Raw genomic sequence first — 25,450 nt, 5'->3', positions numbered from 1 at the left:
CGCGCCCCGGCCGGGGCGCGGCACGTGGCCGGCGACGCGGCCGGCGGCTACGGCGTCATGAGCCGACGCTCACGGTGAACCGCCGCGGGTTGCCGTCGTGGGCGGCTCCCGAGACGTCCGGCTCGCCGTCGGGGCGCACGTCGTCGTACGGGAAGGCGTACCCGATCGGGGAGTTGGCGTGCACGACGCGTGAGTAGTGGTTGGTCACCGCGTCCTTGTAGTAGTCGCCGGAACCGGTGCCGTTGGGCTGCTCGGGGTGGGTGAGCATGATGCTGCGGTTGAACCCGGCGGCGAGCCGCGCGAGCAGCCCCTTCTTGTCGTCGGGGTCGCCGGGGTTGTTGGCGAAGGGCCCGTGGTTGCAGGTGAAGATGTCCTTCGAGGTCGGCTTGGCGAAGGAGTGGCCGCCGTCGAACGTCAGTACGTCGCCGCTGACGCGGCCGGTGAAGACGCCCCGGCCGCCCTGGAGGTCGATCTTCAGGTCGGTGGAGCGGTACTTCTCCCACACCCGGTCGACGTAGCCGCCCCACACGTCGCGGAACGGCATCTGCTCGGGCCGGTCGAAGTAGGGTGCCATGAGGTTCTGGGGTGAGATCACGCGCAGCACGCCGCTGTCGCCCCGGATGACCAGGTCGTCCCACGGCTGCCCGTCCTTCGCCGCCTGCGCCGCGAGGTCGGCGGCGATCTTGTCGACGGCGCCGTCGGGCAGCGGGGCGACGGTGTGGGTGCCGTCGCCCTCCAGGGTCAGGCCGATGGGCAGGGCGGTGACGAGGTCGACGTAGCTGATGTTGGCGTAGAGCTGCTGGGTGTTGAAGGTGAACTCGCAGAACGACCAGGTCCGACCGTAGTTGGGGTCCTCTTTGGTCGCGAAGGCGGGCTCGACGAGGGAGGGGCCGGGGTTGAGGAAGAAGTCCAGCTTGTCGTCGCGCACGAAGTAGACGCGGGCGCCGTACATCTGGGGCAGCGTCAGGACCTTCGGCGCGGAGCCCGCGGCGCCGAGCGGGATGGCGCAGTCGACGGGTAGCGGGGTCTGGGGCGCCGAGGGGGAGTCGGGGCGGTAGACGCCGCCGTCGGGCTTGAGCAGGACCCAGCGGTCGGTGCCGAGTTCGTGTCCGGTGACGTAGGCGTTGACCTTGCCCGGCAGCGACTTGTTCTGCAGGGCCAGCTCGCAGGTGGCGGGCGCGGCCTTGCCGCCGGCGCGGGCGCCGGGGCTGAGCGCGGTTCCCCAGACGGGGTAGGTGAGGGCGCTCGCGGCGCCTGCGGCGGTCGTCAGGAACATGCGACGCGATATCACGGGGGGACTCCTGCACGGTGGGGGGCGTGTGGGGTGGTGCACCACTGTTGCGGCGGGCCCTTGTGGCGTCAAGAGATAGGAGTGAGAGCGCTCTCAGAAATGTTGTCCCTTCAGGAAGTGATGGCATGAAGGGGTGTCTCTTTGGGTGATGGCGGGCGGTTCGGCGGCTGTCGGGCGGATTGTCGGTGGGCGGTGCCAGACTCGGAGGAGTAACGGAGAGATGCGACAAAGGAGTCGATCATGCTCAGTACCCGATTCGTCGCGGGCGCCCCCGTCTGGACCGACATGTGCGCCCCCGACCTCGACCAAGTCGCGGATTTCTACCGCGGGCTCTTCGGCTGGGAGCTCCGGCGCGGCGGTGAGGAAGTGGGGGGTTACGGCCAGTTCGGCCTGGGGGACAGGACCGCGGCCGGGGCGATGGCCGTGCCCGCCGACATGAGCCCGCCCGCCTGGACGCTGTACTTCCACGCCCAGGACGTCGACGCCACGGTGAAGGCGGTGGAGCAGGCCGGGGGCGGCGCGGTCTTCGACACCACGGACGTCCTCGACCTCGGCCGCATGGCGGTGCTCACCGACTCGGCGGGCGTCCAGTTCGCCGCGTGGCAGCAGGGGCGGCTCAAGGGCGTCGATGTCCTGAACGAACCGGGCGGCCTGGTCTGGACCGAGCTGTACACCCCGGACGTCGCCGCGGCCACGAGGTTCTACGGCTCGGTGCTCGGCTGGCGGACCGTCGAGCAGTCCTTCCCCGGCGGCACCTACACCATGGTGTATCCCGGGAGCGGCGCCGAGGAGGACATGTTCGGCGGCGTCGTCCCGCTCGACAGCGACCCCACCGAGGCGGAGGCCGGGGCCTACTGGCTGCCGTACTTCCAGGTGACCGACTGCGACGCGGCGGTCGCCACGGCCCGGCGGCTCGGTGGGACGGTGCGGATGGAGCCGGTCTCCATGGAGGGCGTGGGCCGCTTCGCCAAGCTGGCGGACCCGGCGGGCGCCCGCTTCGCGGTGCTCCAGCCGTCGCCCGCGTAGGCCTCCGGCCGGGACGGGATGGTGCCGGGCCGCCGCCCGCGGGAGGTGCCCGCGTCCCGCGGGCGGCGGCCCGGCGGCGGGCCCTGCCTCGCGGGGAGGGACCGGCTGCGGGGTGGTTTCCCGTGGCGTGGGACAGGGCAGACAGACGCCGAACCGACGGCCCGCGCCACGGCGTTGATCGTTCGTTGATCGGTTGTTTCGCGCGCTCGGGCAGCATCGGTGACATGCAGATCGACATGACGGCCCAGCCCCAGCTCGCCTGGCAGGAGCAGGCGCTGTGTGCCCAGACCGGAGCTGACTTCTTCTTCCCCGAGCCCGGCAGCTCGGTGCGCGAGGCGAAGTACATCTGCCGGATGTGCACCATGCGCTCGGCCTGTCTGGACTACGCACTCGCCAACGACGAGCGGTTCGGCGTCTGGGGCGGCCTCTCCGAGAAGGAGCGGTACGCCCTCAGACGCGCCGCCCCCCGCGCCTGACCGTCCACCCGCAGCGCGTGGGCACGGGGGTGCCCGCGCGCCTGCCTCGAAGCCATCCGCCGCGATGGAGGGCGCCCGCCACGGGGGACGGGCGGGCGCCCTCGGGCGCGCGGTACCGGCGCACGGGCCACGGGCTTATGGGGCCCGGCCGCAGGTGGCCGGGCCACAGGGCCCTGGCCCCAGAGGCGCGGCGCTCACGCGTGCGTGACCGTGAACCGTTCCGTCCCGGCGGGGACCGAGACGCCGGTGCAGGGCGTTGGAGGCCAGGGCGGCCTCCTTCGATGCGCAGGCGCCGGAGTCGAGGGCGTCGCTCCGGCGCCGGAAGGCCCGCTGCGCCCACCACGGCATGGGACGGGACGCCTGCGCCCTCCCCGCCCAGGTGCGCCACATGATCTCGTAGAACATCCACTCATGGGTCTGCGCCATGGGATGTCGCCCCCGCGTCCACCGTCGCACCGGGGAGGGCGGCCGTGAATCGCCGCGGAGATGGTCGGTACGCCCACGGGCCGGGACAGCGCCGCGTGGCGCCGTCCCGGCCCGTCCGGTGAGCCGGGGCCGGGGGAGGTCAGGCCCCCCGGGCCGCCAGACGCGCCTTGCGCGCGGCCAGCTTCTCGTCGAACTTCGCGGCCTCCGCGTCGAGGCCGCCCATGAAGAAGCCGAGCTCCTCCTGGGCCTTGAGCCCCTCGGGGCCGAGGCCGTCGATCTCCAGGACCTTCAAGTGGCGCAGCACGGGCTGGAGCACGTCGTCGTGGTGGATGCGCAGGTTGTAGACCTCGCCGATCGCCATCTGCGCGGCGGCGCGCTCGAAGCCGGGCATGCCGTGACCGGGCATGCGGAAGTTGACCACGACGTCCCGCACGGCCTGCATGGTCAGGTCGGGCGCGAGCTCGAAGGCGGCCTTCAGGAGGTTGCGGTAGAACACCATGTGCAGGTTCTCGTCGGTCGCGATGCGCGCCAGCATGCGGTCGCAGACGGGGTCGCCCGACTGGTGTCCGGTGTTGCGGTGCGAGATGCGGGTCGCCAGCTCCTGGAAGGCGACGTAGGCGACCGAGTGCAGCATCGAGTGGCCGTTGTCCGACTCGAAGCCCTCGCTCATGTGCATCATGCGGAACTGTTCGAGCTGGTCGGGGTCGACGGCGCGCGAGGCGAGGAGGTAGTCGCGCATCACGATGCCGTGGCGGCCCTCCTCGGCGGTCCAGCGGTGCACCCAGTTGCCCCAGGCGCCGTCGCGGCCGAAGAGAGAGGCGATCTCGTGGTGGTAGCTGGGCAGGTTGTCCTCGGTGAGCAGGTTGACCACCAGGGCGATCCGGCCGATGTCGGTGACCGGGGACTGGCCCTTCTCCCACGCCTCGCCGTCCTCGAAGAATCCGGGGAAGTTGCGCGCGTCCGAGAACGGGACGTACTCGTGGGGCATCCAGTCCTTCGCCACCTTCAGGTGGCGGTTCAGTTCCCGCTCGACCACTTCCTCCAGCGCGTAGAGCAGACGGGCGTCGGTCCAGCTGTCCGCGCTGCCGAGGTGGGGAGAGGTGATCGTCACGTGGGCTCCATAGGGGGACGGGAGTACTTACGAGCAGTGCGAGCGGTGCACTACCTACGGTGTCGTAGGTTACGTTGCCGTAGGTTAAGCCCTCCGTAAAGACGGTGAAGGACCGGTACCCCCCGGCGCCCTTGCGTAACAAGGGCCTCCCCGCTGGTCAGGCGTACAGCTCCCGGAGCCGGACTGAGAGGCACGTCACACAGCCCTCCCGCTTCTCGAACTCGCCGATATCGACCGGAACCGGGTCGAACCCCAGATCGGCGAAGAGTTCCGCGCTCTTCGGCGCGCTCGCCGCCATGAGCAGCTTGGCGCCGCCGAGGAGCACCACGTGCGCGCCCGCCTCCTCCGGCACCGCCAGGAAGCGGGGGAACAGCGAGCCGCTGTCGACCAGCGGCTCGTACCCGATGACCGTACCGTCCGGCAGCGCCGTCACCGCCGACTTCAGGTGCAGGACCCGGGTGACGGGGACGGTGACGACACGCGCGCCGAGCGGCTCGAAGACGGCCCGCAACTGCCGCACGCCCTCCGCGTTCGTCCTGCCGCCCCGCCCCACGTAGATCGTGTCCCCGACCTTCAGGACGTCACCGCCGTCCAGCGTGCCCGGCTCCCAGACCCAGTTCACCGAGCAGCCGAGGCGGCCCACGGCCTCCTCCACGCCCGGCGTCTCGCCGCGCCGGGACTCCGCGCCGGGCCGGGCGATCAGCGCGACGTTGCGGAAGACCACCACCGTGTCCTCCACGAAGACCGCGTCGGGGCAGTCGTCGGCCGGCTCCACCTCCAGGGTCTCCCAGCCGTGCGAGGCCAGCGCCCCCACGTACGCGTCCCACTGCCGCAGCGCGAGCTCCCGGTCGACGGGCGCGCGGCGGAGGTGGGTGACCAGGCCGTCGGCGACGCGTGGTCCCGGGCGGCGGATCAGGGCCTTCTTGCTGGGCACGGGCTCTCCTCACGGGGTGCGGGGCAGTGCCGCACATCATGCAGCGCGCGCTCGCCCCCGGCCCAGGGCCCTGCGCAGGTGATCGGCGGTGAAGGACTCGCCGACCGCCGCGAGCCGCGCCGGGGTCCCCTCGAAGACCACCCGTCCGCCGTGCTTGCCGCCCTCGGGGCCGAGGTCGATCACCCGGTCGGCGTGCTTGACGACGTCGAGGTTGTGCTCCACGACGACGACGGTGTTGCCCGCGTCCACGAGCCGGTCGAGCAGCGCGAGCAGCCCGTCGACGTCCGCCATGTGCAGGCCGGTCGTCGGCTCGTCAAGGACGTACGTGGTGCCGGTGCGGTGGAGCTGCGTGGCGAGCTTGATGCGCTGTCGCTCACCGCCGGACAGGGTGCTCAGCGGCCGGCCGAGCGTGAGGTGGCCGAGCCCCACGTCCCGCAGGGCGTTCAGCCTGCGGCGCACCGCCGGGTCGTCGAACGACGCGAAGAACTGAAGGGCTTCGTCGGCCGTCATCGCCAGGACGTCCACGACGGACCGGCCGCGGACGGTGAGCCGCAGCACCTCGTCCTTGAAGCGCCGACCTTCGCACGCCTCGCACGTGGTGGTCACCGGGTCCATGAACGCCAGGTCGTTGTGGATGACCCCGCGCCCCTGGCAGTGCTCGCACGCCCCCTGCGAGTTGAAGCTGAACAGGCCCGCGTCCGTGCCGGTCTCCCGGGCGAAGATCCTGCGGACGGTGTCCATGACGCCGAGGTAGGTCGCCGGGGTCGAGCGGCCCGAGACGCCGATGGACGACTGGTCGACCACCACGGCGTCCGGATGCGCCTCGGTGAACACCTTCACCAGCGTGCTCTTGCCGGAACCGGCGACCCCGGTGACCGCCGTGAGCACCCCGGTCGGCACACACACGCTGACGTTCTTGAGGTTGTGCAGATCGGCGTCCTTGATCCAGTGGCCGCCGCTCGGCTCGCGCGGGTGCTCCTTGACGCCGGTCGTGCGGCGCAGCGCGCGTCCGGTGAGGGTGTCCGCGCGGCGCAGCTCGTCCGGTGTGCCCTCGAAGACCACCCGGCCGCCGTCGCCGCCGGCGGCGGGCCCCATGTCGACGACGTGGTCGGCGACCGCGATGACGTCCGGGTCGTGCTCGACGACGAGGACGGTGTTGCCCTTGTCGCGCAGGCGCAGCAGCAGGTCGTTGAGGCGTCCCACGTCGCGCGGGTGCAGACCGACGCTCGGTTCGTCGAAGATGTACGTCATGCCGGTGAGGCTGGAGCCGAGGTGGCGCACCGTCTTCAGGCGCTGGCCCTCGCCGCCGGAGAGCGTGGACGTCTCGCGGTCCAGGCTCAGATAGCCGAGGCCGATCGCCTCGATCCGTTCGAGGGCCGTCACGGCGGCCCGCGCGATCGGGCCCGCCACCGGGTCGTCGACGCGCCCCAGCTCGCGGATGAGGTCGGTGACCTCCATCCGGGTGCAGTCGGCGATGCCCAGGCCGTTGACGCGGGTGGCGAGCGCGGCCGGGTTGAGGCGGGCGCCGTGGCAGGAGGGGCACGGGCCCTCGTCGAGGAAGCCCCGCACCAGGTCGCGGGTCCGCTGGGAGAGCGTGGACAGGTCGCGGTTGAGGTAGAGCCGCTCGAAGCGGTCGGCGAGTCCCTCGTAGTCGATGTCGCGGGAGCCCCCGGTGTTGTCGACCGTGACCTTGGCTCCGCTCCGGCCGCCGCGCAGCAGGAACCGCCGCTCGCTCTCCGTGAACTCCCCGACGGGCTTGTGCGTGTCCAGGCCGGTGGTGTTGGTGTACGTCTGCCCCTGCCAGGTCCCCGCGGCGAACGGCGGGAAGAGGATCGCGCCGTCCGCCAGGGATCGGGCCGGGTCGAGGATGCGGTCGTAGTCGGGCCGCACCGTCCTGCCGAGGCCGTCGCACTCGGGGCACATGCCGGAGGGGTCGTTGAAGGAGTACGCCGTCGCCGGGCCCGCGCTCGGCGTGCCGTGCCGGGAGAACAGCACCCTGATCACGGAGTAGACGTCCGTCATCGTGCCCACCGTGGAGCGCGAGTGACCGCCGACGGGCCGCTGGTCGACGACGATCGCGGGCGAGAGGTCCTCGATGACGTCCGCATGCGGCCGCTCGTACTTCGGCAGCCGGTTGCGGACGAACCAGGTGAAGGTCTCGTTCAGCTGGCGGCGGCTCTCGACCGCGATCGTGTCGAAGACGACCGACGACTTGCCCGAGCCCGACACCCCGGTGAAGACCGTGAGACGGCCCTTCGGGATGCGCAGGTCCACCTCCTTGAGGTTGTTCTCGCGGGCTCCGGCGATGACGATGTGCTGGTGGGTGTCGTGTCGCTTGTCATGGCGCATGCTGGCGAAGCTAGACGGGATACCCGACAGCTCCTGTCTTCTTTTTCTGGGTGATCTCGGTCAGCTCTCCGTCCATGTGCAGCCAGCGCGTGATGCCGAGGGATTCGAGGAACGGCAGGTCGTGGCTGGCCACGATCAGCGCCCCCTGGTACGACTCCAGGGCCGTCGACAGCTGCTTGACGCTCGCCATGTCCAGGTTGTTCGTCGGCTCGTCGAGCATGAGGAGCTGCGGCGCGGGCTCGGCGAGCAGCAGTGCCGCGAGCGCCGCGCGGAAGCGCTCACCGCCCGAGAGGGTGGCCGCCCGCTGGTCCGCCTTGGCCCCCTTGAAGAGGAACCGGGCGAGCCGCGCCCTGATCCGGTTGTTCGTCGCGTCGGGCGCGTGCGCGGCCACGTTCTCGGCGACGGTCAGCTCGTCGTCGAGCACGTCGAGGCGCTGCGGCAGGAAGCGCAGCGGCACGTGCGCCAGCGCCTCGCCGGAGACCGCGTCGAGCTCTCCCGCGATGGTCCGCAGGAGCGTGGTCTTGCCGGCCCCGTTGCGTCCGACCAGCGCGATCCGCTCGGGACCGCGCAGCTCGAACACGCCCTTCACCCGGGCCCCGTAGCGCATGTCGAGGCCGTTGAGGGTCAGGACCGTGCGCCCGGGGTGCACGAGGGTCTGCGGCAGGTCGACGCGGATCTCGTCGTCGTCCCGCACCGCCTCCACGGCGTCGTCGAGGCGTTCCTTGGCCTCGGCGAGCTTCTCCTCGTGCAGGATGCGGTGCTTGCCCGCGGACTCCTGGGCGGCCCGTTTGCGGGCACCCATGATGATCTTCGGCTCGCGCTTCTGGTCCCACATCTTCTGGCCGTACCGCTTGCGGCGGGCCAACTTGACCTGGGCGTCGGCCAGTTCGCGCTTCTGCTTGCGCAGGTCGGACTCGGCGACGCGCACCATGCGCTCCGCCGCCTCCTGCTCCACGGAGAGGGCTTCCTCGTACGACGAGAAGTTCCCGCCGTACCAGGTGACCTCGCCCTCGCGCAGATCGGCGATCTGGTCGACCAGGTCGAGGAGTTCGCGGTCGTGGCTGACCACGACGAGGACCCCGGACCACGCCTCGACGGCCGCGTACAGCCGTCGGCGCGCGAACAGGTCGAGGTTGTTGGTCGGCTCGTCGAGCAGGAGCACGTCCGGTTTGCGCAGCAGCAGCGCGGCGAGGCGCAGCAGCACCGACTCGCCGCCCGACACCTCGCCCGTGGTGCGGTCGAGGCCGATGTGGCCGAGCCCGAGCTGGTCGAGGGTGGCGAGGGCGCGCTCCTCGACGTCCCAGTCGTCGCCGACGGCGGCGAAGTGCTCCTCGCTCGCGTCGCCCGCCTCGATGGCGTGCAGCGCGGCGCGGGTGGCGGCGATGCCGAGCACGTCGTCGACGCGGAGGCCGGTGTCGAGGGTGACGCTCTGCGGCAGCCGGCCGACCTCGCCGGCGACCTTGACGGCGCCGTCGGTGGGGGCGAGCTCCCCGGCGATCAGCTTCAGCAGGGTGGACTTGCCCGAGCCGTTGACGCCGATGAGCCCGGTCCTGCCGGGGCCGAAGGCCATCTGGAGGCCGTCGAAGACGCGGGTCCCGTCGGGCCAGGTGAAGTCGAGCGACGTGACGGTGACGGAGGTGGGGTGGGTGGACATATGGGCCTCGCGGTTGCGTGGTGTGGAGCGCGGTCAGGGCAAACGCGTTCGAGACACCGCGGCGGGGGTGAGGCCGGAGAGAGAAGGAAATGGCCTGTGCCGGGGCAGACGGGACGGCTCATGCGCCGAGGTCGCACACGCGGCGTACACGGCAGCGGAGGGCTGCGTGACGCGGTGTCTCATGACCTCAGACGAGCAACGTCCTTCTCCTATCGACGGCAACAGAACCTTTGACAACGTACGAGGGGCTGTGACGGGTGTCAACGGATTAACGTCGGGTGGGAGGTCCCGTCGGGCGGGGGGGCCTGTCGGGTGGGAAGCCCCGCCGTGCGGGACAAGACTGTCGTGCGGTGGGTCTCCGTGGTGCGGGACGGGCCTGTCGTGCGGTGGGTCTCCGTGGTGCGGGACGGGCCTGTCGTGCGGTGGGTCTCCGTGGTGCGGGGTGGGACCCGTCGTGCAGTAGGTCTCCGCGTACGGGGTGGGACCCGTCGTGCCGGAGGGACTCGTCGTACGCGAGGTCCTTTGCTCGGGAGGTCCGGTCCGGGGGGCCTACGGCCCGGGAGGCCCCGCCGCCCGAGGGGCTGCTGTCCAGAGAGCTCCCGGCAGAGGTCCCGTCGCCCGAGTGACCCCCTGCCTTCCGGGGAAGTCTCGCCGTCCGGGGAGGCCCCCGTCGTTGGAGGGGCCCTTTGCCCGGGAGGCCCCCGCCGCCCGAGGGGCCCGCCGTCCAGGGAGGGCGTCGGCCGAGGCGCCCCGCCGTCCCCGCACGAGGAGGCGCCGTGCGCCACGGCACGCTGTCGCTGCCCGCCAGGCTCTTTCCGCTCGCGTGGAGCCCGGAGCGGGACAGGTTCACCGGAGGGCCCGACCTCCACCCTCGCGGTCCGCGCTGCCGCACGAGGCGGGCCGCCGAGGCCGCCCGCTCGCCCGGCGGAGGTGACGGGGGAGGCGGCTAGCAGGCGTCCCGCATCAGCGCGGCCAGGTCCGCGTCGAGGTCGACGTGGCGGTGCTCCTGGCCGAGCGGCACGAGGACCGTCGTGCGGTGCAGGAAGCCGCGCAGCTCCCCGGTGCGGACGTGGACGATCGCCGTGCCCTCGGGCGCGTGGAACTCCACGACCGTGCGGTCGAAGCCGTACGGGCGCACCCGGACGTCGCCGTCGCCCGCCGCGCGCTCCGCGCCCTGGACGAGCAGGTCGCGGGCGAACGTCCAGCTGACCTCGACGCCTTCCAGGGTCGCCGGGGCGGGGAAGCCCATCCGTACGGCGAAGGGGTCGCGCCGGTCGTAGTGCAGGGTCGCGGGAATGGTCTGCATCCGCGGCGCGGCGGCGACCAGGCGGGCCTCTACGGCTTGCTCGATGACGGTGGACAACGCCTGCTCCCTCACTGAACTGCTGGACGACTGGGGTCGACACTTGGATAGACGACGGAATGACGGAATCCGTGCACACGCGGAGCGAGTGGGACCGAGTGACCTCTGTCACCGCGACACCGTGGAGGCCCCGGCGGTTCCCGCCGGCCACCGCGCGAGGGACCCCTTCAGGCCATCTGGACGAGCCCCGGCGCGTCGGCTAGCTTCGCCCGCCATGAGGCCCAAGGGGAAGTCGAAGTCGATGAGGCGCACGGTGCTCGCGGGACTGTGCGGGGCGGCGCTCGCGGGAGCCGTGCTCACGGCCCCCGCGCAGGCGCGCACCGGAGGCCAGGAGCACCCCTTCGCAGGGGGTCTGAGCTGGCAGCTCAAGGAGAGCGGCAGCGACGCGCGGTTCCGCGGACTGGCCGCCGTCAGCCGTGACACGGCCTGGGTGGCCGGCGCCAAGGGCACCGTGCTGCGCACCTCCGACGGCGGCCGGACGTGGCGCGATGTGTCCCCGCCCGGCGCCGGAAGCCTGGAGTTCCGGGACGTGGAGGCCTTCGACGGCCGTCGCGCGGTGGTGCTGGCCATCGGCGAGGGCGAGGCCTCCCGGGTGCTGCGCACCGACGACGGCGGCGCGACCTGGACGGAGTCCTTCCGGAACACCGACTCCCGGGCGTTCTACGACTGCATGACCTTCTTCGACCGCCGCCATGGCCTGGCCGTGAGCGACCCGGTCGACGGCAGGTACCGCATCCTGTCCACCGCCGACGGCGGCCGCTCGTGGAAGGTCCTGCCGAACACCGGCATGCCCGCGGCGCAGCAGGGCGAGGCGGCGTTCGCGGCGAGCGGCCAGTGCCTGGTCGGCTCGGGCCCGCGGGACGTCTGGCTGGCCACCGGCGGCGCGGCCCGCGCACGGGTCCTGCACTCCGCCGACCGCGGCCTGACCTGGCGGGCCACCGACGTGCCGGCCCCGGCGGGCGACCCGGCCCGCGGCGTCTTCGGCCTCGCCTTCCGCGACCGTACGCACGGCATCGCGGTCGGCGGCGACCACCGCGCCGACCAGGCGTCGCCGAAGGCGGCGGCCACCACCCGCGACGGCGGCCGCACCTGGCGCCCTGCCGGGCAGCCGCCGGCCGCCTACCGCTCGGGCGTCGCGTTCCTCCCGCACAGCCGCGCCACCGCCCTCGCGGTCGGCCCGACCGGCACCGACGTCACGTCGGACGGCGGCCGGACCTGGCGCACGGTCGACCCCGGCTCCTACGACACCGTGGACTGCGCGGGCGCCAAGGGCTGCTGGGCGGCGGGAGAGAAGGGCCGGATCGCCCGCCTGGAGCGCGGCTGACCACCCGCGCCGCGCGTCACGCGGGAAGCCGCTCCTGGTAGGAGGCCAGCGCCGGCGCCGTCCTCGTCGCACAGAACTCGGTGACGCGGTACTCGCAGACCCCCGCCCGCGTGAACGGGTCGGAGGCGACGATCTCCTCGACGCGGGCGCGGTCCGGCGCGACGGCGATGAGCACGCCGCCGTCGCGCGGGTTCTTGCGCCCCGACGCGATGACGACCCCGGCTTCGTAGAGCTCGTCGAGCCAGGCGACGTGCGCCGGCAGGTGTGCGTCGACGGTGGAGAGGGGCACGGTGTAGCGGAGTTCGAGAACAAACATGATCGCGAGGCTACCGGCCGTGGGGCCGGTGGCCTCGCGGAGCGGACCGGCTAGTCGCCGATCTTGATCGTGCCGTTCGGCGGGGTCCCGGCCGGCTTCGGGGAGCCGCTGCCGCCGCCGGTGAGGCCCTTCAGCAGCTCGGCCAGGTCGACGCCCGTGGTGGAGGTGAGCAGCTCCATGCCCTGGGCGACGTTGTCGGCGACCGTACGCGACAGCTGGCTCGCCCCGTCCGTGGAGATCACCGTCATCTTGTCGACCGCGCTCAGCGGCTCCGACGCCTTGGCGACGACGCTGGGCAGGACCTCGACGAGCATCTGCAGGATCGCCGCGTCCCCGTACCGCGTGAACGCGTCGGCCTTCTTGCGCATCGCCTCCGCCTCGGCGGAGCCCTTCGCGCCGATCGCGGCGGCCTCGGCCTCGCCCTCCAGACGGACGGCGTCGGCCAGCGCCGCGCGCTGCGCCTTCTCGCCCTCACCGGTCAGACGGGCCCGCTCGGCGTCGGCCTCGGCCTGCTTGACCAGGCTGATCCTGCGCGCCTCCGCCTCCTGCTCGGCCTGGTAGCGCGCGGCGTCGGCGGGCTTGCGGACCTTGGTGTCCAGTTCGCGGTCGGTCAGCGCGGCCTGGCGCTGGGCGACCTTCTCCTGCTCGGTCAGGACGTCCTGCTGCCTGGCCGCCTCGGCGAGCGGCCCCGCGGCGCCGGCGCGCGCCGCGGCCTCGTCCGTCTCGGCCTTGATCTCGGCCTGCTTGAGGTAGAACGTCCGCTGGGCGATCGCGATCTCCTCCTCGGCCTTCAGCCGCGCCTGCTCGGCGGCGCGGCGCGCCACCGCCTCGGCGATGTCCGCCTCCTGCTTGGCGCGGGCGGCCTCGGGGCGCCCGAGGTCCTCCAGGTAGGAGCCCTCGGTGGTGATGTCCTGGATCTGGAAGGCGTCGAGCACCAGGCCCTGCCCGGAGAGGCTGGCCTCGGCCTCCTCCGCGACCTGCCCGGCGAAGGCGGCGCGGTCCCGGATGATGTCCTCCACCGACATCCGGCCCACGATCGAGCGCAGCGCCCCGGAGAGCACTTCCTGGGTGAAGCCGACGATGCCGTCCTGCTGCACGAGGAACCGCTGCGCGGCGGCGCGTATGGAGTCCTCGGTGCCGCCGACCTTGACGATGGCGACGCCTTCGAGGTTCGCCTTGACGCCGCGCAGCGTGACGGCGCCGCGCACCGCGATCGGGATGTGCCGCGAGGACAGGTCGAGGGTGAACTTCTGCTGCACGAACGGCACGACGAAGACGCCGCCGCCGACCACGACCTTCTGGCCGCTGTTGTCGGTCATCACCCGGCCGGTGTCGGGGTCGGTGGACTTCTTGCCGCGCCGCCCGGTGACGATGAAGGCCTCGCTGGGCCCGGCGACCTTGTAACGGGTGATGACGACGAGCGCCAACAGGACGAGGAGTACGACGACTCCGACGACGGCGGTCAGGACTGGACTCATATGCGCATTCCCCCCTGCCACCCGGGGACGGCAGATCGGTTACATGGTGGTGGGCGGTCGCGGTGTCGCCCGGGTTCAGCGCTCCACGGGGCGCACCGCGACCGAGGTGGACGTCAGGGCCGACTCGACCCAGACCTCGGTGCCCCGCGCCACGGCGGCGGAGCTGCGGGCGGCGAACTTCACGCGCTGGCCCGCGAGGGGCAGCAGCACCTCGCCGTAGCCGTCGGCCGGGATCGCGGTGACCACGGACCCCGCGGCGCCCACGAGGTCGTCGCCGCGCGGCGTGGCCGCGGTCTGGTCGCGCATCAGGGCGCGGGTCGTCCGCCAGGTCAGCCAGCCCGCCCCGGCGCCGGCCAGGGCGCCCGCGGCGGTGGCGGCTCCGGCGCCGAGGCCGGTCGTGCCGAGCACGATCGCCCCGCCGAAGCCGAGCATGGACACGAACCCGGCGATCACCGGGAGCGAGAGGAGGCCGTCGAAGAGACCGTCCAGGACGCCCGCGCCGTCGAAGAGCCCTTCGAGGACCCCGTCGAGGACGAGCGAGAGCACGAGCAGCACGATTCCCGCGATGCCGAGACCCAGAAAGATCGTCATCGGTCCATTCCCCCGTCCATCGCGGTCCGCCTCGGTGCAGACCGAGGCTGTCATGCGCGGACGGGCACCCGCATTGCCGGATTCCGGCAATCTTTACGCGTCTTTGATGCCGGTGGGCGGGACGGGCGGCCCCCGCTAGGCTGCCGCCCCGTGATCGATTACCGACTTCCCGAGGCGTGGCCGACCGACGACGAGACGGCGCTGGCCGTCCAGGACGAGCTGCGGCCCCGCGTCCTCCTCGACGGTTCGGGGCCGCCGCCCGGCACCGGGCACGTGACGGGCGTGGACGTCGCCTACGACGACGAGCGGGACGTGGTGGCCGCCGCCGTCGTGGTCCTCGACGCGGCGACGCTCGACGTCGTCGAGGAGGCCACCGCGGTCGGCGCCGTCGCCTTCCCCTATGTGCCGGGCCTGCTGGCCTTCCGCGAGATCCCCACCGTGCTCGCCGCGCTCTCCCGGCTCACCGCCGACCCCGGCGTCGTCGTCTGCGACGGCTACGGCGTCGCGCACCCGCGCCGCTTCGGCCTCGCGAGCCACCTCGGCGTGCTGACCGGCCTGCCGACGATGGGCGTGGCCAAGAACCCCTTCACCTTCACCCACGAGGCCCCGGCCGCGCCGCGCGGCAGCGCCTCGCCCCTGCTCGACGGCGCGGAGGAGGTCGGGCGCGCGCTGCGCACCCGCGAGGGCGTGAAGCCGGTCTTCGTCTCCGCGGGCCACCGGGTGACCCTCGACCAGGCCTGCGCGCACACGCTGTGCCTCACACCCCGCTACCGGCTGCCGGAGTCCACCCGCCGCGCGGACGCGCTGTGCCGCTCGGCCCTGCGTGCGGCGGCCGGCCGGAGCCCCTCACGGCCGCCGGGAGCGGCCGGTTGAGAGGCGCGAAGACGACCGGGTTACCATATGAGCGCCGCCTAGCTCGAAAGATACTCCTGTGACTGTCAATGACGACTCGTTCACCAATTGGAAGAACCGCGAGGAGATCGCGGAGTCGATGATCCCGCTCATCGGGAAGCTGCACCGCGAGCGGGACGTCACGGTCCTGCTGCACAGCCGCTCCCTGGTGAACAAGTCGGTGGTCAGCATCCTCAAGACGCACCGGTTCGCCCGGCAGATCGCCGGCGAGGAGCTCTCGGTCACCGAGACGCTGCCGTTCCTCCAGGCCCTCACCGCCCTGGACCTCGGCCCCTCGCAGATCGACCTCGGCATGCTCGCCGCGACGTACAAGAGCGACGACCGCGGGCTCTCCGTGGCGGAGTTCACCGCCGAGGCCGTCGCCGGCGCCACGGGTGAGAACAAGATCGAGTGCCGCCGGGGACGCGATGTCGTCCTCTACGGCTTCGGCCGCATCGGCCGCCTCGTCGCCCGGCTGCTCATCGAGAAGGCCGGCTCCGGCAACGGCCTGCGGCTGCGCGCCATCGTCGTGCGCCCGGGCGGCAGCCGGGCCGCCGACGACCTCGTCAAGCGGGCTTCGCTGCTGCGCCGCGACTCCATCCACGGCCAGTTCCAGGGCACGATCACGGTCGACGAGGCGAACAGCACGATCATCGCCAACGGCAACGAGATCAAGGTCATCTACGCCAACGACCCCTCCGAGGTCGACTACACGGCGTACGGCGTCAAGGACGCCATCCTCATCGACAACACCGGCAAGTGGCGCGACCGCGAGGGCCTCTCCCAGCACCTGCGCCCCGGCATCGACAAGGTCGTCCTGACCGCGCCCGGCAAGGGCGACGTCCCGAACATCGTGCACGGCGTCAACCACGACACGATCAAGCCGGACGAGCAGATCCTGTCGTGCGCCTCGTGCACCACCAACGCGATCGTCCCGCCGCTGAAGGCGATGGCGGACGAGTACGGCGTGCTCCGCGGCCACGTGGAGACCATCCACTCGTTCACCAACGACCAGAACCTGCTGGACAACTACCACAAGGCCGACCGCCGTGGCCGCTCCGCGCCGCTCAACATGGTCATCACCGAGACCGGCGCCGCCTCCGCCGTCGCCAAGGCGCTGCCCGACCTCAAGGCGCCCATCACCGGCAGCTCGATCCGCGTGCCCGTGCCGGACGTCTCCATCGCGATCCTCAGCCTGACGCTCGGCCGCGAGGCGGAGCGCGAAGAGGTCCTCGACTACCTCCGCAACGTGTCGCTGACCTCGCCGCTGAAGCGTCAGATCGACTTCACCAGCGCCCCGGACGCGGTGTCGAACGACTTCATCGGCTCGCGCCACGCGTCGATCGTCGACGCCGGGGCGACCAAGGTCGACGGCGACAGCGCGATCCTCTACCTCTGGTACGACAACGAGTTCGGCTACTCGTGCCAGGTCATCCGCGTCGTGCAGTACGTCTCCGGGGTCGAGTACCCGACCTACCCGGTACCGGTGGCCTGATCCCGTGGCCCACGAAGGGGCGCCCCGCGCGCGGGGCGCCCCTTCAGGCGTGTCTAGCGCACGGCGGCCACGCGGAACCGCAGCCCCGCCGCGTCGAGCCGGGCCAGGAGCGCGTCGCCCATCGCCACGGCGGGGGTGAGCTGGCCGCCCTCCGCCGGCAGGTCGTCCAGGGCGAGGCAGAGCGCGGACTCGCCCAGCATCTTCGCCGTCTCGTCGTACCCCGGGTCGCCCCCGGACACCTCGGTGAAGACCCGCCTGCCGCCGCCCTCGCCGACGAACCGCACCGAGAACCGCGCCGCCGCCCGCTGCGCCTCGCTCGGCCCGTCGCCGGGCTTGAGCCGCCCGGACAGGAAGCGTCGCACGGGCGGCAGTTGGGCCGCGGCCACGAGGGCGCCGAGGGCGATCGGGGCGCCGAGCGCCATGGGCAGCGTCCTGACGGCCGCGTAGTGCCGGTAGCGGAAGTCGGGGCCGTAGCGGTCGATGGCGCGCGCCGAGCGCTGCACCACCCGCGGGTCGATCGTCGGCAGCGGCAGCGCCCACGCGCCGACCTCGGCCGCGTACCGGGGCGTGCCGGGCGGCGCGTACGCCGTGCGGCCGGCCGGGCGCGGCTCGTGTCGCCGCCGCTCCTTCGCGGCCGCCGCCATCTGCGGGCCGCGGCCCAGCTGGTTGAGCGCGGAGGCGAACGTGCCGCCGGAGAACCGCGCGGTGGTGTGCACGAAGCCGTCGACCCGCAGCGGGACGCCCTCCGGCAGCTGCTTGACCGTGAAGTACACGCCCAGGTCGTGCGGGACCGAGTCGAAGCCGCAGGTGTGCACGAGCCGGGCGCCGGTCACCCGCGCGCGGGCGTCGTGCCGCACGTACATGAGGTCGACGAACTCCGGCTCGCCCGTCAGGTCCACGTAGTCCGTGCCCGCGTCGGCGCAGGCGGCGACCAGCTCTTGCCCGTACGTCAGATACGGGCCGACGGTCGAGGCCACCACGCGGGCGCTGCCCGCCAGTTCTTCCAGCGACGCCGTGTCGGCCACGTCGGCGCGCACCAGGGGGAGCTTCGCGCACTCCGGGTGGCGCTCCGCGAGGCGCTCCCGCAGCCGCTCCAGCTTGCCCGTGTCGCGCCCCGCGACGGCCCACCGCAGCCCCTCGGGCGCGTGCGCGGCCAGATACTCCGCGGTGAGCACCCCCACGAAGCCGGTCGCTCCGAAGAGCACGATGTCGTACGGGCGTTCCTTGGTCTCACTGCTCATGGGCACCTCTCCGCCGTGCGTGTCGCGCCGATGTCGGTGGCCGAGGCTAGCCCACGACGCCCGGGGCGCCAGTCCCCGCGTCGGTCAGGCGCCGGGCGCCACCCGTACGGTGACGCCGTGCCGCTCCAGGAGCGCCGCCGTCACGCCGTCGCCCGCCACGAGCTCCCCGGCGAACGAGCCGTCGTACACCGATCCGCGCCCGCACGAGGGGCTGCGCGGCATCAGCAGCGCCCGCGTGCATCCGGCGTGCCGCGCCGCCGCGAGCGCGCGGTGCGCACCGTCCACGAACGCCGCCGTCACGTCGCGTCCGGTGTCCTCCACCACCCGCGCCGTGCCGTCGAGGACGGCGTGCCCGTCGCCGCCGGACAGTTCGGCGGGGCGGCGCGGCGTCGGCAGGCCGCCTGCGGCCTCCGGGCAGAACGACACGACGTCGCGGCCCGCCAGCGCCGCGTCGAGCTCGGGCGACGCCTTGTCCCGGCCGTCGTAGCGGCACGGGACTCCCCGCAGGCAGGCGCTGACCAGTATCGGTTCCATATGTCCAGGCTAGGGGGCCTGTGAACGGCCCCCGGCGGGGGGCCGTGGCCCGAATTGGCTAAGCGCTTGCTCGTCAAGGGCTTGTGCGCGGTGGAACACGTTCTTAGCATCACTGGTGTTACATCACTTGTGTCATAGCGCTGGGGGCTCAATGGCAGGACCAGGCAAGCGCGTTCACGGCCCGCTCGCCGGGGTGCGCGTGGTGGAGCTCGCGGGCATCGGGCCCGGCCCTTTCGCGGCCATGCTCCTCGCCGACCTCGGGGCCGACGTCGTCCGCGTCGACCGGCCCGGCGGAGGCGGCCTCGCCATCAACCCGGAGTATGACGTCACCAACCGCAACAAGCGCTCGGTGATCCTCGACCTGAAGACCGCCGACGGCGTCGCCCGCGTCCTCGACCTCGTCGAGCGCGCGGACGTCCTCGTCGAGGGCTACCGGCCGGGCGTCGCCGAACGCCTCGGCGTCGGCCCCGGGCCCTGCCACGCCCGCAACCCCGCCCTCGTCTACGCCCGGATGACCGGCTGGGGCCAGGACGGGCCGCTCGCCCGGCGCGCCGGGCACGACATCGCGTACATCGCGATCACCGGCGCCCTCGGCATGATCGGCAACCCGGGCGGGCCGCCCGTGGTCCCCGCCAACCTCGTCGGCGACTACGCGGGCGGTGCGCTCTACCTCGTCGTCGGCGCCCTCGCCGCGCTCCACCACGCGCGCGTGCACGGCGAGGGCCAGGTCGTGGACGCCGCGATCGTCGACGGCGCCGCCCACCTCTCCGCGATGATCCACGGCATGCTGGCGGCCGGCAGCTGGCAGGACCGCCGCGGCGCCAACCTCCTGGACGGCGGCTGCCCCTTCTACGGCGCCTACGAGACCTCCGACGGCGGCCACATGGCCGTCGGCCCCCTGGAGCAGCGCTTCTACGACGAGTTCGCCGCGCTCCTCGGCCTCGGCGAGGCGGCCGACGCCCGCAACGACCCCGGCCGCTGGGGCGAGCTGCGCGCCGCCGTCGCCGCCCGCTTCAAGGAGCGCACCCGCGAGGAGTGGACGGCCCTCTTCGGGGACTCCGACGCCTGCGTGGCCCCCGTGCTGTCGCTGCGCGAGGCCCCGGCGCACCCGCATCTCGCCGCCCGCGGCACCTTCACCGACCACGGCGGCATCACCCAGCCCGCCCCGGCGCCCCGCTTCTCCCGCACCCCCACCGAGGTCCGCCGCGGCCCCGCGCGGCCCGGCGCCCACACCGCGGAGGTGGCGGGGGACTGGGGCGTGCCGGGCCTCGCGCCCTCCCCGCCGCCCCCGCCGCCGGAAGACCAGGAGACCACGTACCCATGAAACGGCAGATCTTCTCCGCCGAGCACGACGCGTTCCGCGAGACCGTGCGCACCTTCCTCGCCAAGGAGGTGCTCCCGCACTACGAGCAGTGGGAGAAGGACGGCATCGTCTCCCGCGACGCCTGGCTGGCCGCGGGCAGGCAGGGGCTCCTCGGGCTCGCCGTCCCCGAGGAGTACGGCGGCGGCGGGAACGCCGACTTCCGCTATTCCGCGGTCCTCGCCGAGGAGTTCACGCGCGCCGGCGCCGCCGGGCTCGCGGTCGGCCTGCACAACGACATCATCGGCCCCTACCTCACCTCCCTCGCCACCGGGGAGCAGAAGCGGCGCTGGCTGCCCGGCTTCTGCTCGGGGGAGCTGATCACCGCCATCGCGATGACGGAGCCGGGCGCGGGCTCAGACCTCCAGGCCGTCCGCACCAGCGCCGAGGACCGGGGCGACCACTGGGTGCTCAACGGCTCCAAGACGTTCATCTCCAACGGCATCCTCGCCGACCTCGTCATCGTCGTCGCCAAGACGTCCCCCCAGGGCGGCGCCCACGGCCTCTCCCTGCTCGTCGTCGAGCGCGGCATGGAGGGCTTCGAGCGGGGCCGCAACCTCGACAAGATCGGCCAGAAGTCCCAGGACACCGCCGAGCTGTTCTTCCACGACGTACGCGTGCCGAAGGAGAACCTGCTCGGCGACCTGAACGGCGCCTTCGTCCACCTGATGACGAACCTCGCCCAGGAGCGCATGGGCATCGCCGTCGCGGGCATCGCCGCCGCCGAGCACCTCCTGGAGATCACCACGGAGTACGTGAAGGAGCGCGAGGCCTTCGGACGGCCGCTGGCCAAGCTCCAGCACATCCGCTTCGAGATCGCGGAGATGGCCACCGAGTGCGCCGTCACCCGTACGTTCCTCGACCGGTGCGTCGTCGATCACTCGAACGGGGAACTGGACGCCGTCCACGCCTCCATGGCCAAGTGGTGGGCGACCGAACTCCAGAAGCGTGTCGCGGACCGGTGCCTGCAACTGCACGGAGGTTACGGCTACATGGCGGAGCACCGCGTGGCCAGGGCCTTCACGGACGGCCGCATCCAGACCATCTACGGCGGCACGACCGAGATCATGAAGGAGATCATCGGCCGCTCCCTCCTCGGCTGACCCGCACCCTCCCGGACCGACCTTCCCCCTCCCGAAGACCCGCGAAAGGCTCAACGCGTGACCACCGAAGCGTATGTGTACGACGCGATCCGCACCCCGCGCGGACGCGGCAAGGCCGGCGGCGCCCTGCACGGCACCAAGCCGATCGACCTCGTCGTCGGCCTGATCCACGAGATCCGCGACCGCTTCCCCGGCCTCGACCCGGCCGCGATCGACGACATCGTCCTCGGCGTGGTCGGCCCGGTCGGCGACCAGGGCTCCGACATCGCGCGCATCGCCGCCATCGCCGCCGGCCTCCCCGACACCGTCGCCGGCGTCCAGGAGAACCGCTTCTGCGCCTCCGGCCTCGAAGCGGTCAACCTCGCCGCGATGAAGATCCGCTCGGGCTGGGAGGACCTGGTCCTCGCGGGCGGCGTCGAGTCGATGTCGCGGGTGCCGATGGCCTCCGACGGCGGCGCCTGGTTCGCCGACCCCATGACCAACTTCGAGACGGAGTTCGCGCCCCAGGGCATCGGCGCCGACCTGATCGCCACCGTCGAGGGCTTCTCCCGGCGCGACGTCGACGAGTACGCGGCGCTCTCGCAGGAGCGGGCCGCCACGGCCTGGAAGGAGGGCCGCTTCGCGCGGTCCGTCGTGCCCGTCAAGGACCGCAACGGCCTCGTGGTCCTCGACCACGACGAGCACCTGCGCCCCGGCACCACCGCCGACTCCCTCGCCAAGCTGAAGCCGTCCTTCAAGGACATCGGCGACCTCGGCGGCTTCGACGCGGTCGCGCTGCAGAAGTACCACTGGATCGAGCGGATCGACCACGTCCACCACGCGGGCAACTCCTCCGGCATCGTCGACGGCGCCTCACTGGTCGCCGTCGGCACCAAGGAGGTCGGCGAGCGCCACGGCCTCACCCCGCGCGCGCGGATCGTCTCCGCGGCGGTCTCCGGCTCCGAGCCGCTGATCATGCTCACCGGGCCCGCGCCCGCGACCCGCAAGGCGCTCGCCAAGGCCGGGCTCACCATCGACGACATCGACCTCGTCGAGATCAACGAGGCCTTCGCGGCCGTCGTCCTGCGCTTCGTGAAGGACATGGGCCTGTCCCTGGACAAGGTCAACGTCAACGGCGGCGCGATCGCGTTGGGGCACCCCTTGGGCGCCACCGGGGCGATGATCCTCGGGACGCTCGTGGACGAACTGGAGCGGAGGGACCTGCGGTACGGGCTGGCCACGTTGTGCGTGGGCGGGGGCATGGGCATCGCGACCATCGTCGAGCGGCTGTAGCGCCACGCGCCGCGCCGTCGGGGCGGGGGCGCGCTGTCGACCGCGGGTCCGTCGTGGTCGCTCGCGCAGTTCCCCGCTCCCCTGAAGCAGCGGCTCCGCCGCGCCTCCCGGGGGCGCGGGGACCGCGCGGCCGGCCCTCTCCGGCGGTCGATCGGCCGAGAGACCCCAGCCACCCACCCCGGACCCCGCCCAGCCCTCACCAGACCTCACGGAGACAAGAACATGACCGAGCGCACCACCATCCGCTGGGAACAGGACGACACCGGCGTCGTCACGCTCGTCCTCGACGACCCCGATCAGTCCGCGAACACCATGAACCAGGCGTTCAGGGATTCCATCGCGGCCATCGCCGACCGCGCCGAGGCCGCCGTACAGGCCGACGAGGACGCCATCCGGGGCTTCATCTACACCTCCGCCAAGAAGACCTTCTTCGCGGGCGGCGACCTCAAGGACATGATCAGGATCGGCCCGGAGAACGCGCGGCAGGCGTTCGAGGCCGGCAGCGCCATCAAGAGCGCGCTGCGCCGCATCGAGACCCTCGGCAAGCCCGTCGTCGCCGCCATCAACGGCGCGGCCCTCGGCGGCGGCTACGAGATCGCCCTCGCCTCCCACCACCGCGTGGCCCTCGACGCCCCCGGCTCCAAGATCGGCCTGCCCGAGGTGACGCTCGGCCTGCTGCCCGCGGGCGGCGGCGTCACCCGCGCCGTACGCCTCATGGGCATCACGGACGCGCTCCTGAAGGTGCTGCTCCAGGGCACCCAGTACAGCCCGCGGCGGGCCCTGGAGAACGGCCTCGTCCACGAGGTGGCCGCCACCCGCGAAGAGATGCTGGAGAAGGCCCGCGCCTTCATCGACGCCAACCCCGAGTCGCGGCAGCCCTGGGACCGGCCGGGCTACCGCATCCCCGGCGGCACGCCCGCCCACCCCAAGTTCGCGGCGAACCTGCCCGCGTTCCCCGCCAACCTCAAGAAGCAGACCGCGGGCGCCAACTACCCGGCGCCCCGCAACATCCTCGCGGCGGCCGTCGAGGGCTCCCAGGTCGACTTCGAGACGGCGCAGACCATCGAGGCCAGGTACTTCACCGAGCTGGTCACGGGCCAGGTCGCGAAGAACATGATCCAGGCGTTCTTCTTCGACCTCCAGGCCGTCAACTCCGGCGCCAACCGGCCCCGGGGCATCGAGCCGAGGACCGTGCGCAAGGTCGCCGTGCTCGGCGCGGGCATGATGGGCGCGGGCATCGCGTACTCGTGCGCCCGCGCGGGCATCGAGGTCGTCCTCAAGGACGTCTCCGCCGAGGCCGCGGCCAAGGGCAAGGGCTACTCCGAGAAGCTCTGCGACAAGGCGGTCCAGCGCGGCCGTACGACGCGGGAGAAGGCCGACGCGCTGCTCGCCCGCATCACGCCGACCGCCGACCCCCGGGCGCTCGCCGGCTGTGACGCGGTGATCGAGGCGGTCTTCGAGGACACCGCGCTCAAGCACAAGGTGTTCCAGGAGATCCAGGACGTCGTCGAGCCGGACGCCCTGCTCTGCTCCAACACCTCCACCCTGCCCATCACCACGCTGGCGGAGGGCGTCACCCGCCCCGTCGACTTCATCGGGCTGCACTTCTTCTCGCCCGTCGACAAGATGCCGCTCGTGGAGATCATCAAGGGCGAGCGGACCGGCGACGAGGCGCTGGCCCGCGCCTTCGACCTGGTGCGCCAGATCAACAAGACGCCGATCGTGGTCAACGACTCGCGCGGCTTCTTCACCTCCCGCGTCATCGGGCACTTCATCAACGAAGGCGTCGCGATGGTCGGCGAGGGCATCGAGCCCGCCTCCGTCGAGCAGGCCGCCGCCCAGGCCGGATACCCCGCGAAGGTCCTCTCCCTCATGGACGAGCTGACCCTGACGCTGCCCCGCAAGATCCGCGACGAGACGAGGCGGGCCGTCGAGGAGGCGGGCGGCGCCTGGACGGTCCACCCCGCGGACACCGTCATCGACCGCATGGTGGACGAGTTCGGGCGTCCCGGCAGGAGCGGGGGGGCGGGCTTCTACGAGTACGTGGACGGCAAGCGGGACCGCCTCTGGCCGGGCCTGCGCGAGCACTTCACCGAGCCCGGACACCGGATCCCGTTCCAGGACATGCAGGAGCGGATGCTCTTCGCCGAGGCGCTCGACACCGTGCGCCTCCTCGAAGAGGGCGTGCTGACCTCGGTCGCCGACGCCAACATCGGTTCCATCCTCGGCATCGGCTTCCCCGGCTGGACGGGCGGCGTGCTCCAGTACATCAACGGCTACGAGGGGGGCCTGCCCGGCTTCGTGGCACGCGCGCGTGAGCTCGCCGACACCTACGGGGAGCGGTTCACGCCGCCCGCGCTGCTCGTCGAGAAGGCTTCGAGCGGCGAGAAGTTCAGCGACGGCTGACCCCGCGCCGCCCCGTGCGGGGGTGGCTCAGGACTCCTTGAGCCACTCCCGCAGCTCCTCCTTGAGCGAGCGCTGGAAGGCGGTCACCAGCGCCTGCACCACCATCGGCTGCATATGGGCCGACAGCGACCGCATCGCGGCGACGTGCTCCGGGTCCGACCCGCCCTCGCGGCGCGAGTCCCACACCTCGTCCCGGAAGAGCCGGGACAGCTCGTGCGCCGCCGAGCGCGTGTGCTCCATGAGCACCGAGCGGGCGGCGAGGATCGTCTCGTGCGCGATCGGCACGTCGAGGAGCCGCACCCCGAGCCGGAGCAGCCCCACGTCCACGCGGTACGTGCCCGGCGTCCCCGTCGCGGCGACCACGCCCATCGCCGCCAACCGCTCCAGGTCCCCCTCGTCCAGCGCGCGCCCCGCCCTGCGATCGAGCTCGGCGCGCGGGACCTCCTCGGCGGAGTCGGGCGCCCAGGACGCCACGAGGGCGCGGTGGATGGCCAGGTCGTGCGCGCTCAGGTCGGCCGGAAGCTGCTCCAGATAGCGCTCGATCGCGGCGAGCGTCATGCCCTGGTGCTGGAGCTCCTCGATGAGCGCGAGCCGCGACAGGTGGTCCTGGCCGTAGTGCCCGACGCGGCGCGGGCCGATGACCGGCGGCGGCAGCAGGCCCCTGGTGCCGTAGAAGCGGATCGTGCGGACCGTGACGCCCGCGCGCGCGGCCAGCTCGTCGACCGTGAGGGTCGGCTCGCCGGCCGCGGTCGCGACGTCCTCGGTGTCGGTCGTCATGGCGGCGCCCTGCCTCCCCGGTCGGCTCGGGG

Annotated in this window: 21 protein-coding genes; 9 read left to right on the top strand and 12 right to left on the bottom strand. The window is 72.6% G+C overall.

Annotated elements, in window-relative coordinates:
• Positions 1 to 55: 55 nt before the first annotated feature.
• Positions 56 to 1,276, bottom strand: coding sequence for a glycoside hydrolase family 64 protein (locus DCW30_RS23285; protein WP_205576648.1), 1,221 nt, complete (start codon positions 1,274 to 1,276; stop codon positions 56 to 58).
• A gap of 255 nt (positions 1,277 to 1,531) precedes the next feature.
• Here DCW30_RS23285 and DCW30_RS23280 point away from each other — a divergent pair, with 255 nt between their 5' ends.
• Positions 1,532 to 2,317: a VOC family protein gene (locus tag DCW30_RS23280; RefSeq protein WP_076683196.1), complete on the top strand. Its 786-nt coding sequence runs from the start codon at positions 1,532 to 1,534 to the stop codon at positions 2,315 to 2,317.
• Positions 2,318 to 2,541: 224 nt separating this feature from the next.
• Positions 2,542 to 2,793, top strand: coding sequence for a WhiB family transcriptional regulator (locus DCW30_RS23275; protein ID WP_062783517.1), 252 nt, complete (start codon positions 2,542 to 2,544; stop codon positions 2,791 to 2,793).
• A 565-nt stretch (positions 2,794 to 3,358) separates the two neighbouring features.
• Here DCW30_RS23275 and DCW30_RS23270 read toward each other — a convergent pair.
• From DCW30_RS23270 to ssgD, 5 genes are all read right to left on the bottom strand, one after another.
• Positions 3,359 to 4,330, bottom strand: a complete 972-nt coding sequence (locus tag DCW30_RS23270; RefSeq protein WP_062783228.1) for an acyl-ACP desaturase — start codon at positions 4,328 to 4,330, stop codon at positions 3,359 to 3,361.
• A gap of 157 nt (positions 4,331 to 4,487) precedes the next feature.
• Entirely contained in the window at positions 4,488 to 5,264 is a 777-nt protein-coding gene (ddaH, locus tag DCW30_RS23265) for a dimethylargininase (RefSeq protein ID WP_076683194.1), read from the bottom strand.
• A gap of 36 nt (positions 5,265 to 5,300) precedes the next feature.
• Positions 5,301 to 7,613 (bottom strand): ATP-binding cassette domain-containing protein, encoded by a 2,313-nt coding sequence (locus DCW30_RS23260; protein ID WP_076683192.1) that lies wholly within the window; start codon positions 7,611 to 7,613, stop codon positions 5,301 to 5,303.
• Positions 7,614 to 7,623: 10 nt separating this feature from the next.
• A complete protein-coding gene (locus DCW30_RS23255) occupies positions 7,624 to 9,267 on the bottom strand; it encodes an ABC-F family ATP-binding cassette domain-containing protein (protein WP_076683190.1) in 1,644 nt (547 codons plus the stop codon).
• A gap of 946 nt (positions 9,268 to 10,213) precedes the next feature.
• Positions 10,214 to 10,630: a spore wall synthesis regulator SsgD gene (ssgD, locus tag DCW30_RS23245; RefSeq protein ID WP_076683188.1), complete on the bottom strand. Its 417-nt coding sequence runs from the start codon at positions 10,628 to 10,630 to the stop codon at positions 10,214 to 10,216.
• A 214-nt stretch (positions 10,631 to 10,844) separates the two neighbouring features.
• On the opposite strand from ssgD, the gene DCW30_RS23240 reads away from it, so the two are divergent.
• Positions 10,845 to 11,954 (top strand): WD40/YVTN/BNR-like repeat-containing protein, encoded by a 1,110-nt coding sequence (locus tag DCW30_RS23240; protein WP_205576575.1) that lies wholly within the window; start codon positions 10,845 to 10,847, stop codon positions 11,952 to 11,954.
• A 16-nt stretch (positions 11,955 to 11,970) separates the two neighbouring features.
• Here the strand turns inward: DCW30_RS23240 and DCW30_RS23235 are convergent, their stop codons facing one another.
• The 3 genes from DCW30_RS23235 to DCW30_RS23225 all read right to left on the bottom strand — a co-directional run bounded on the left by DCW30_RS23235 (position 11,971) and on the right by DCW30_RS23225 (position 14,339).
• Complete coding sequence (locus DCW30_RS23235; protein WP_076683184.1) at positions 11,971 to 12,270, bottom strand: YciI family protein; 300 nt, start codon at positions 12,268 to 12,270, stop codon at positions 11,971 to 11,973.
• A gap of 50 nt (positions 12,271 to 12,320) precedes the next feature.
• Positions 12,321 to 13,748: a flotillin family protein gene (locus DCW30_RS23230; RefSeq protein WP_076683182.1), complete on the bottom strand. Its 1,428-nt coding sequence runs from the start codon at positions 13,746 to 13,748 to the stop codon at positions 12,321 to 12,323.
• Positions 13,749 to 13,823: 75 nt separating this feature from the next.
• Complete coding sequence (locus DCW30_RS23225; RefSeq protein WP_062783204.1) at positions 13,824 to 14,339, bottom strand: hypothetical protein; 516 nt, start codon at positions 14,337 to 14,339, stop codon at positions 13,824 to 13,826.
• Positions 14,340 to 14,489: 150 nt separating this feature from the next.
• On the opposite strand from DCW30_RS23225, the gene DCW30_RS23220 reads away from it, so the two are divergent.
• Together DCW30_RS23220 and DCW30_RS23215 are read left to right on the top strand one after the other, a co-directional pair.
• Positions 14,490 to 15,212, top strand: coding sequence for an endonuclease V (locus tag DCW30_RS23220; protein WP_076683180.1), 723 nt, complete (start codon positions 14,490 to 14,492; stop codon positions 15,210 to 15,212).
• Between the two features lie 58 nt (positions 15,213 to 15,270).
• Complete coding sequence (locus DCW30_RS23215) at positions 15,271 to 16,725, top strand: glyceraldehyde-3-phosphate dehydrogenase (protein WP_076683178.1); 1,455 nt, start codon at positions 15,271 to 15,273, stop codon at positions 16,723 to 16,725.
• Between the two features lie 53 nt (positions 16,726 to 16,778).
• On the opposite strand, the gene DCW30_RS23210 is transcribed toward DCW30_RS23215, so the two are convergent.
• Together DCW30_RS23210 and DCW30_RS23205 are read right to left on the bottom strand one after the other, a co-directional pair.
• A complete protein-coding gene (locus DCW30_RS23210) occupies positions 16,779 to 17,966 on the bottom strand; it encodes a saccharopine dehydrogenase family protein (RefSeq protein WP_076683176.1) in 1,188 nt (395 codons plus the stop codon).
• Positions 17,967 to 18,050: 84 nt separating this feature from the next.
• Complete coding sequence (locus tag DCW30_RS23205) at positions 18,051 to 18,500, bottom strand: 2-thiouracil desulfurase family protein (RefSeq protein ID WP_076683174.1); 450 nt, start codon at positions 18,498 to 18,500, stop codon at positions 18,051 to 18,053.
• 151 nt (positions 18,501 to 18,651) lie between these two features.
• On the opposite strand from DCW30_RS23205, the gene DCW30_RS23200 reads away from it, so the two are divergent.
• The 4 genes from DCW30_RS23200 (at position 18,652) to DCW30_RS23185 (ending at position 24,641) form a co-directional block, all read left to right on the top strand.
• Positions 18,652 to 19,824, top strand: coding sequence for a CaiB/BaiF CoA transferase family protein (locus DCW30_RS23200; RefSeq protein WP_076683172.1), 1,173 nt, complete (start codon positions 18,652 to 18,654; stop codon positions 19,822 to 19,824).
• The gene (locus DCW30_RS23195) at positions 19,821 to 20,963 is read left to right on the top strand and encodes an acyl-CoA dehydrogenase family protein (RefSeq protein ID WP_076683170.1); all 1,143 of its coding nucleotides are present in this window, start codon (positions 19,821 to 19,823) and stop codon (positions 20,961 to 20,963) included. Before DCW30_RS23200 ends, DCW30_RS23195 begins: the two co-directional genes overlap by 4 nt.
• Positions 20,964 to 21,020: 57 nt before the next feature.
• Positions 21,021 to 22,235: an acetyl-CoA C-acetyltransferase gene (locus tag DCW30_RS23190; RefSeq protein ID WP_062783186.1), complete on the top strand. Its 1,215-nt coding sequence runs from the start codon at positions 21,021 to 21,023 to the stop codon at positions 22,233 to 22,235.
• Between the two features lie 222 nt (positions 22,236 to 22,457).
• Entirely contained in the window at positions 22,458 to 24,641 is a 2,184-nt protein-coding gene (locus DCW30_RS23185) for a 3-hydroxyacyl-CoA dehydrogenase NAD-binding domain-containing protein (RefSeq protein ID WP_076683168.1), read from the top strand.
• Between the two features lie 27 nt (positions 24,642 to 24,668).
• On the opposite strand, the gene DCW30_RS23180 is transcribed toward DCW30_RS23185, so the two are convergent.
• On the bottom strand, positions 24,669 to 25,418 hold the full coding sequence (locus DCW30_RS23180) for a MerR family transcriptional regulator (protein WP_062783179.1): 750 nt from the start codon (positions 25,416 to 25,418) through the stop codon (positions 24,669 to 24,671).
• Positions 25,419 to 25,450 lie beyond the last annotated feature (32 nt).

Origin of the sequence: Streptomyces alfalfae, assembly GCF_004127445.1 — a bacterium.
Classification (GTDB): domain Bacteria; phylum Actinomycetota; class Actinomycetes; order Streptomycetales; family Streptomycetaceae; genus Streptomyces; species Streptomyces alfalfae.
Note: the sequence above shows the minus strand (reverse complement) of the source record. Positions and strands in the feature narration are given on the sequence as shown.

What these genes read in the sequence shown, in the direction of transcription:
- DCW30_RS23280 (WP_076683196.1), top strand. Translation starts at nt 1,532, where the DNA reads ATGCTCAGTACCCGATTCGTCGCGGGCGCCCCCGTCTGGACCGACATG.
- DCW30_RS23275 (WP_062783517.1), top strand. Translation starts at nt 2,542, where the DNA reads ATGCAGATCGACATGACGGCCCAGCCCCAGCTCGCCTGGCAGGAGCAG.
- DCW30_RS23200 (WP_076683172.1), top strand. Translation starts at nt 18,652, where the DNA reads ATGGCAGGACCAGGCAAGCGCGTTCACGGCCCGCTCGCCGGGGTGCGC.
- DCW30_RS23235 (WP_076683184.1), bottom strand. Translation starts at nt 12,270, where the DNA reads ATGTTTGTTCTCGAACTCCGCTACACCGTGCCCCTCTCCACCGTCGAC.
- DCW30_RS23240 (WP_205576575.1), top strand. Translation starts at nt 10,845, where the DNA reads ATGAGGCCCAAGGGGAAGTCGAAGTCGATGAGGCGCACGGTGCTCGCG.
- DCW30_RS23285 (WP_205576648.1), bottom strand. Translation starts at nt 1,276, where the DNA reads ATGTTCCTGACGACCGCCGCAGGCGCCGCGAGCGCCCTCACCTACCCC.
- DCW30_RS23225 (WP_062783204.1), bottom strand. Translation starts at nt 14,339, where the DNA reads ATGACGATCTTTCTGGGTCTCGGCATCGCGGGAATCGTGCTGCTCGTG.
- DCW30_RS23180 (WP_062783179.1), bottom strand. Translation starts at nt 25,418, where the DNA reads ATGACGACCGACACCGAGGACGTCGCGACCGCGGCCGGCGAGCCGACC.
- DCW30_RS23260 (WP_076683192.1), bottom strand. Translation starts at nt 7,613, where the DNA reads ATGCGCCATGACAAGCGACACGACACCCACCAGCACATCGTCATCGCC.
- DCW30_RS23195 (WP_076683170.1), top strand. Translation starts at nt 19,821, where the DNA reads ATGAAACGGCAGATCTTCTCCGCCGAGCACGACGCGTTCCGCGAGACC.
- DCW30_RS23205 (WP_076683174.1), bottom strand. Translation starts at nt 18,500, where the DNA reads ATGGAACCGATACTGGTCAGCGCCTGCCTGCGGGGAGTCCCGTGCCGC.
- DCW30_RS23210 (WP_076683176.1), bottom strand. Translation starts at nt 17,966, where the DNA reads ATGAGCAGTGAGACCAAGGAACGCCCGTACGACATCGTGCTCTTCGGA.
- DCW30_RS23230 (WP_076683182.1), bottom strand. Translation starts at nt 13,748, where the DNA reads ATGAGTCCAGTCCTGACCGCCGTCGTCGGAGTCGTCGTACTCCTCGTC.
- DCW30_RS23255 (WP_076683190.1), bottom strand. Translation starts at nt 9,267, where the DNA reads ATGTCCACCCACCCCACCTCCGTCACCGTCACGTCGCTCGACTTCACC.
- DCW30_RS23185 (WP_076683168.1), top strand. Translation starts at nt 22,458, where the DNA reads ATGACCGAGCGCACCACCATCCGCTGGGAACAGGACGACACCGGCGTC.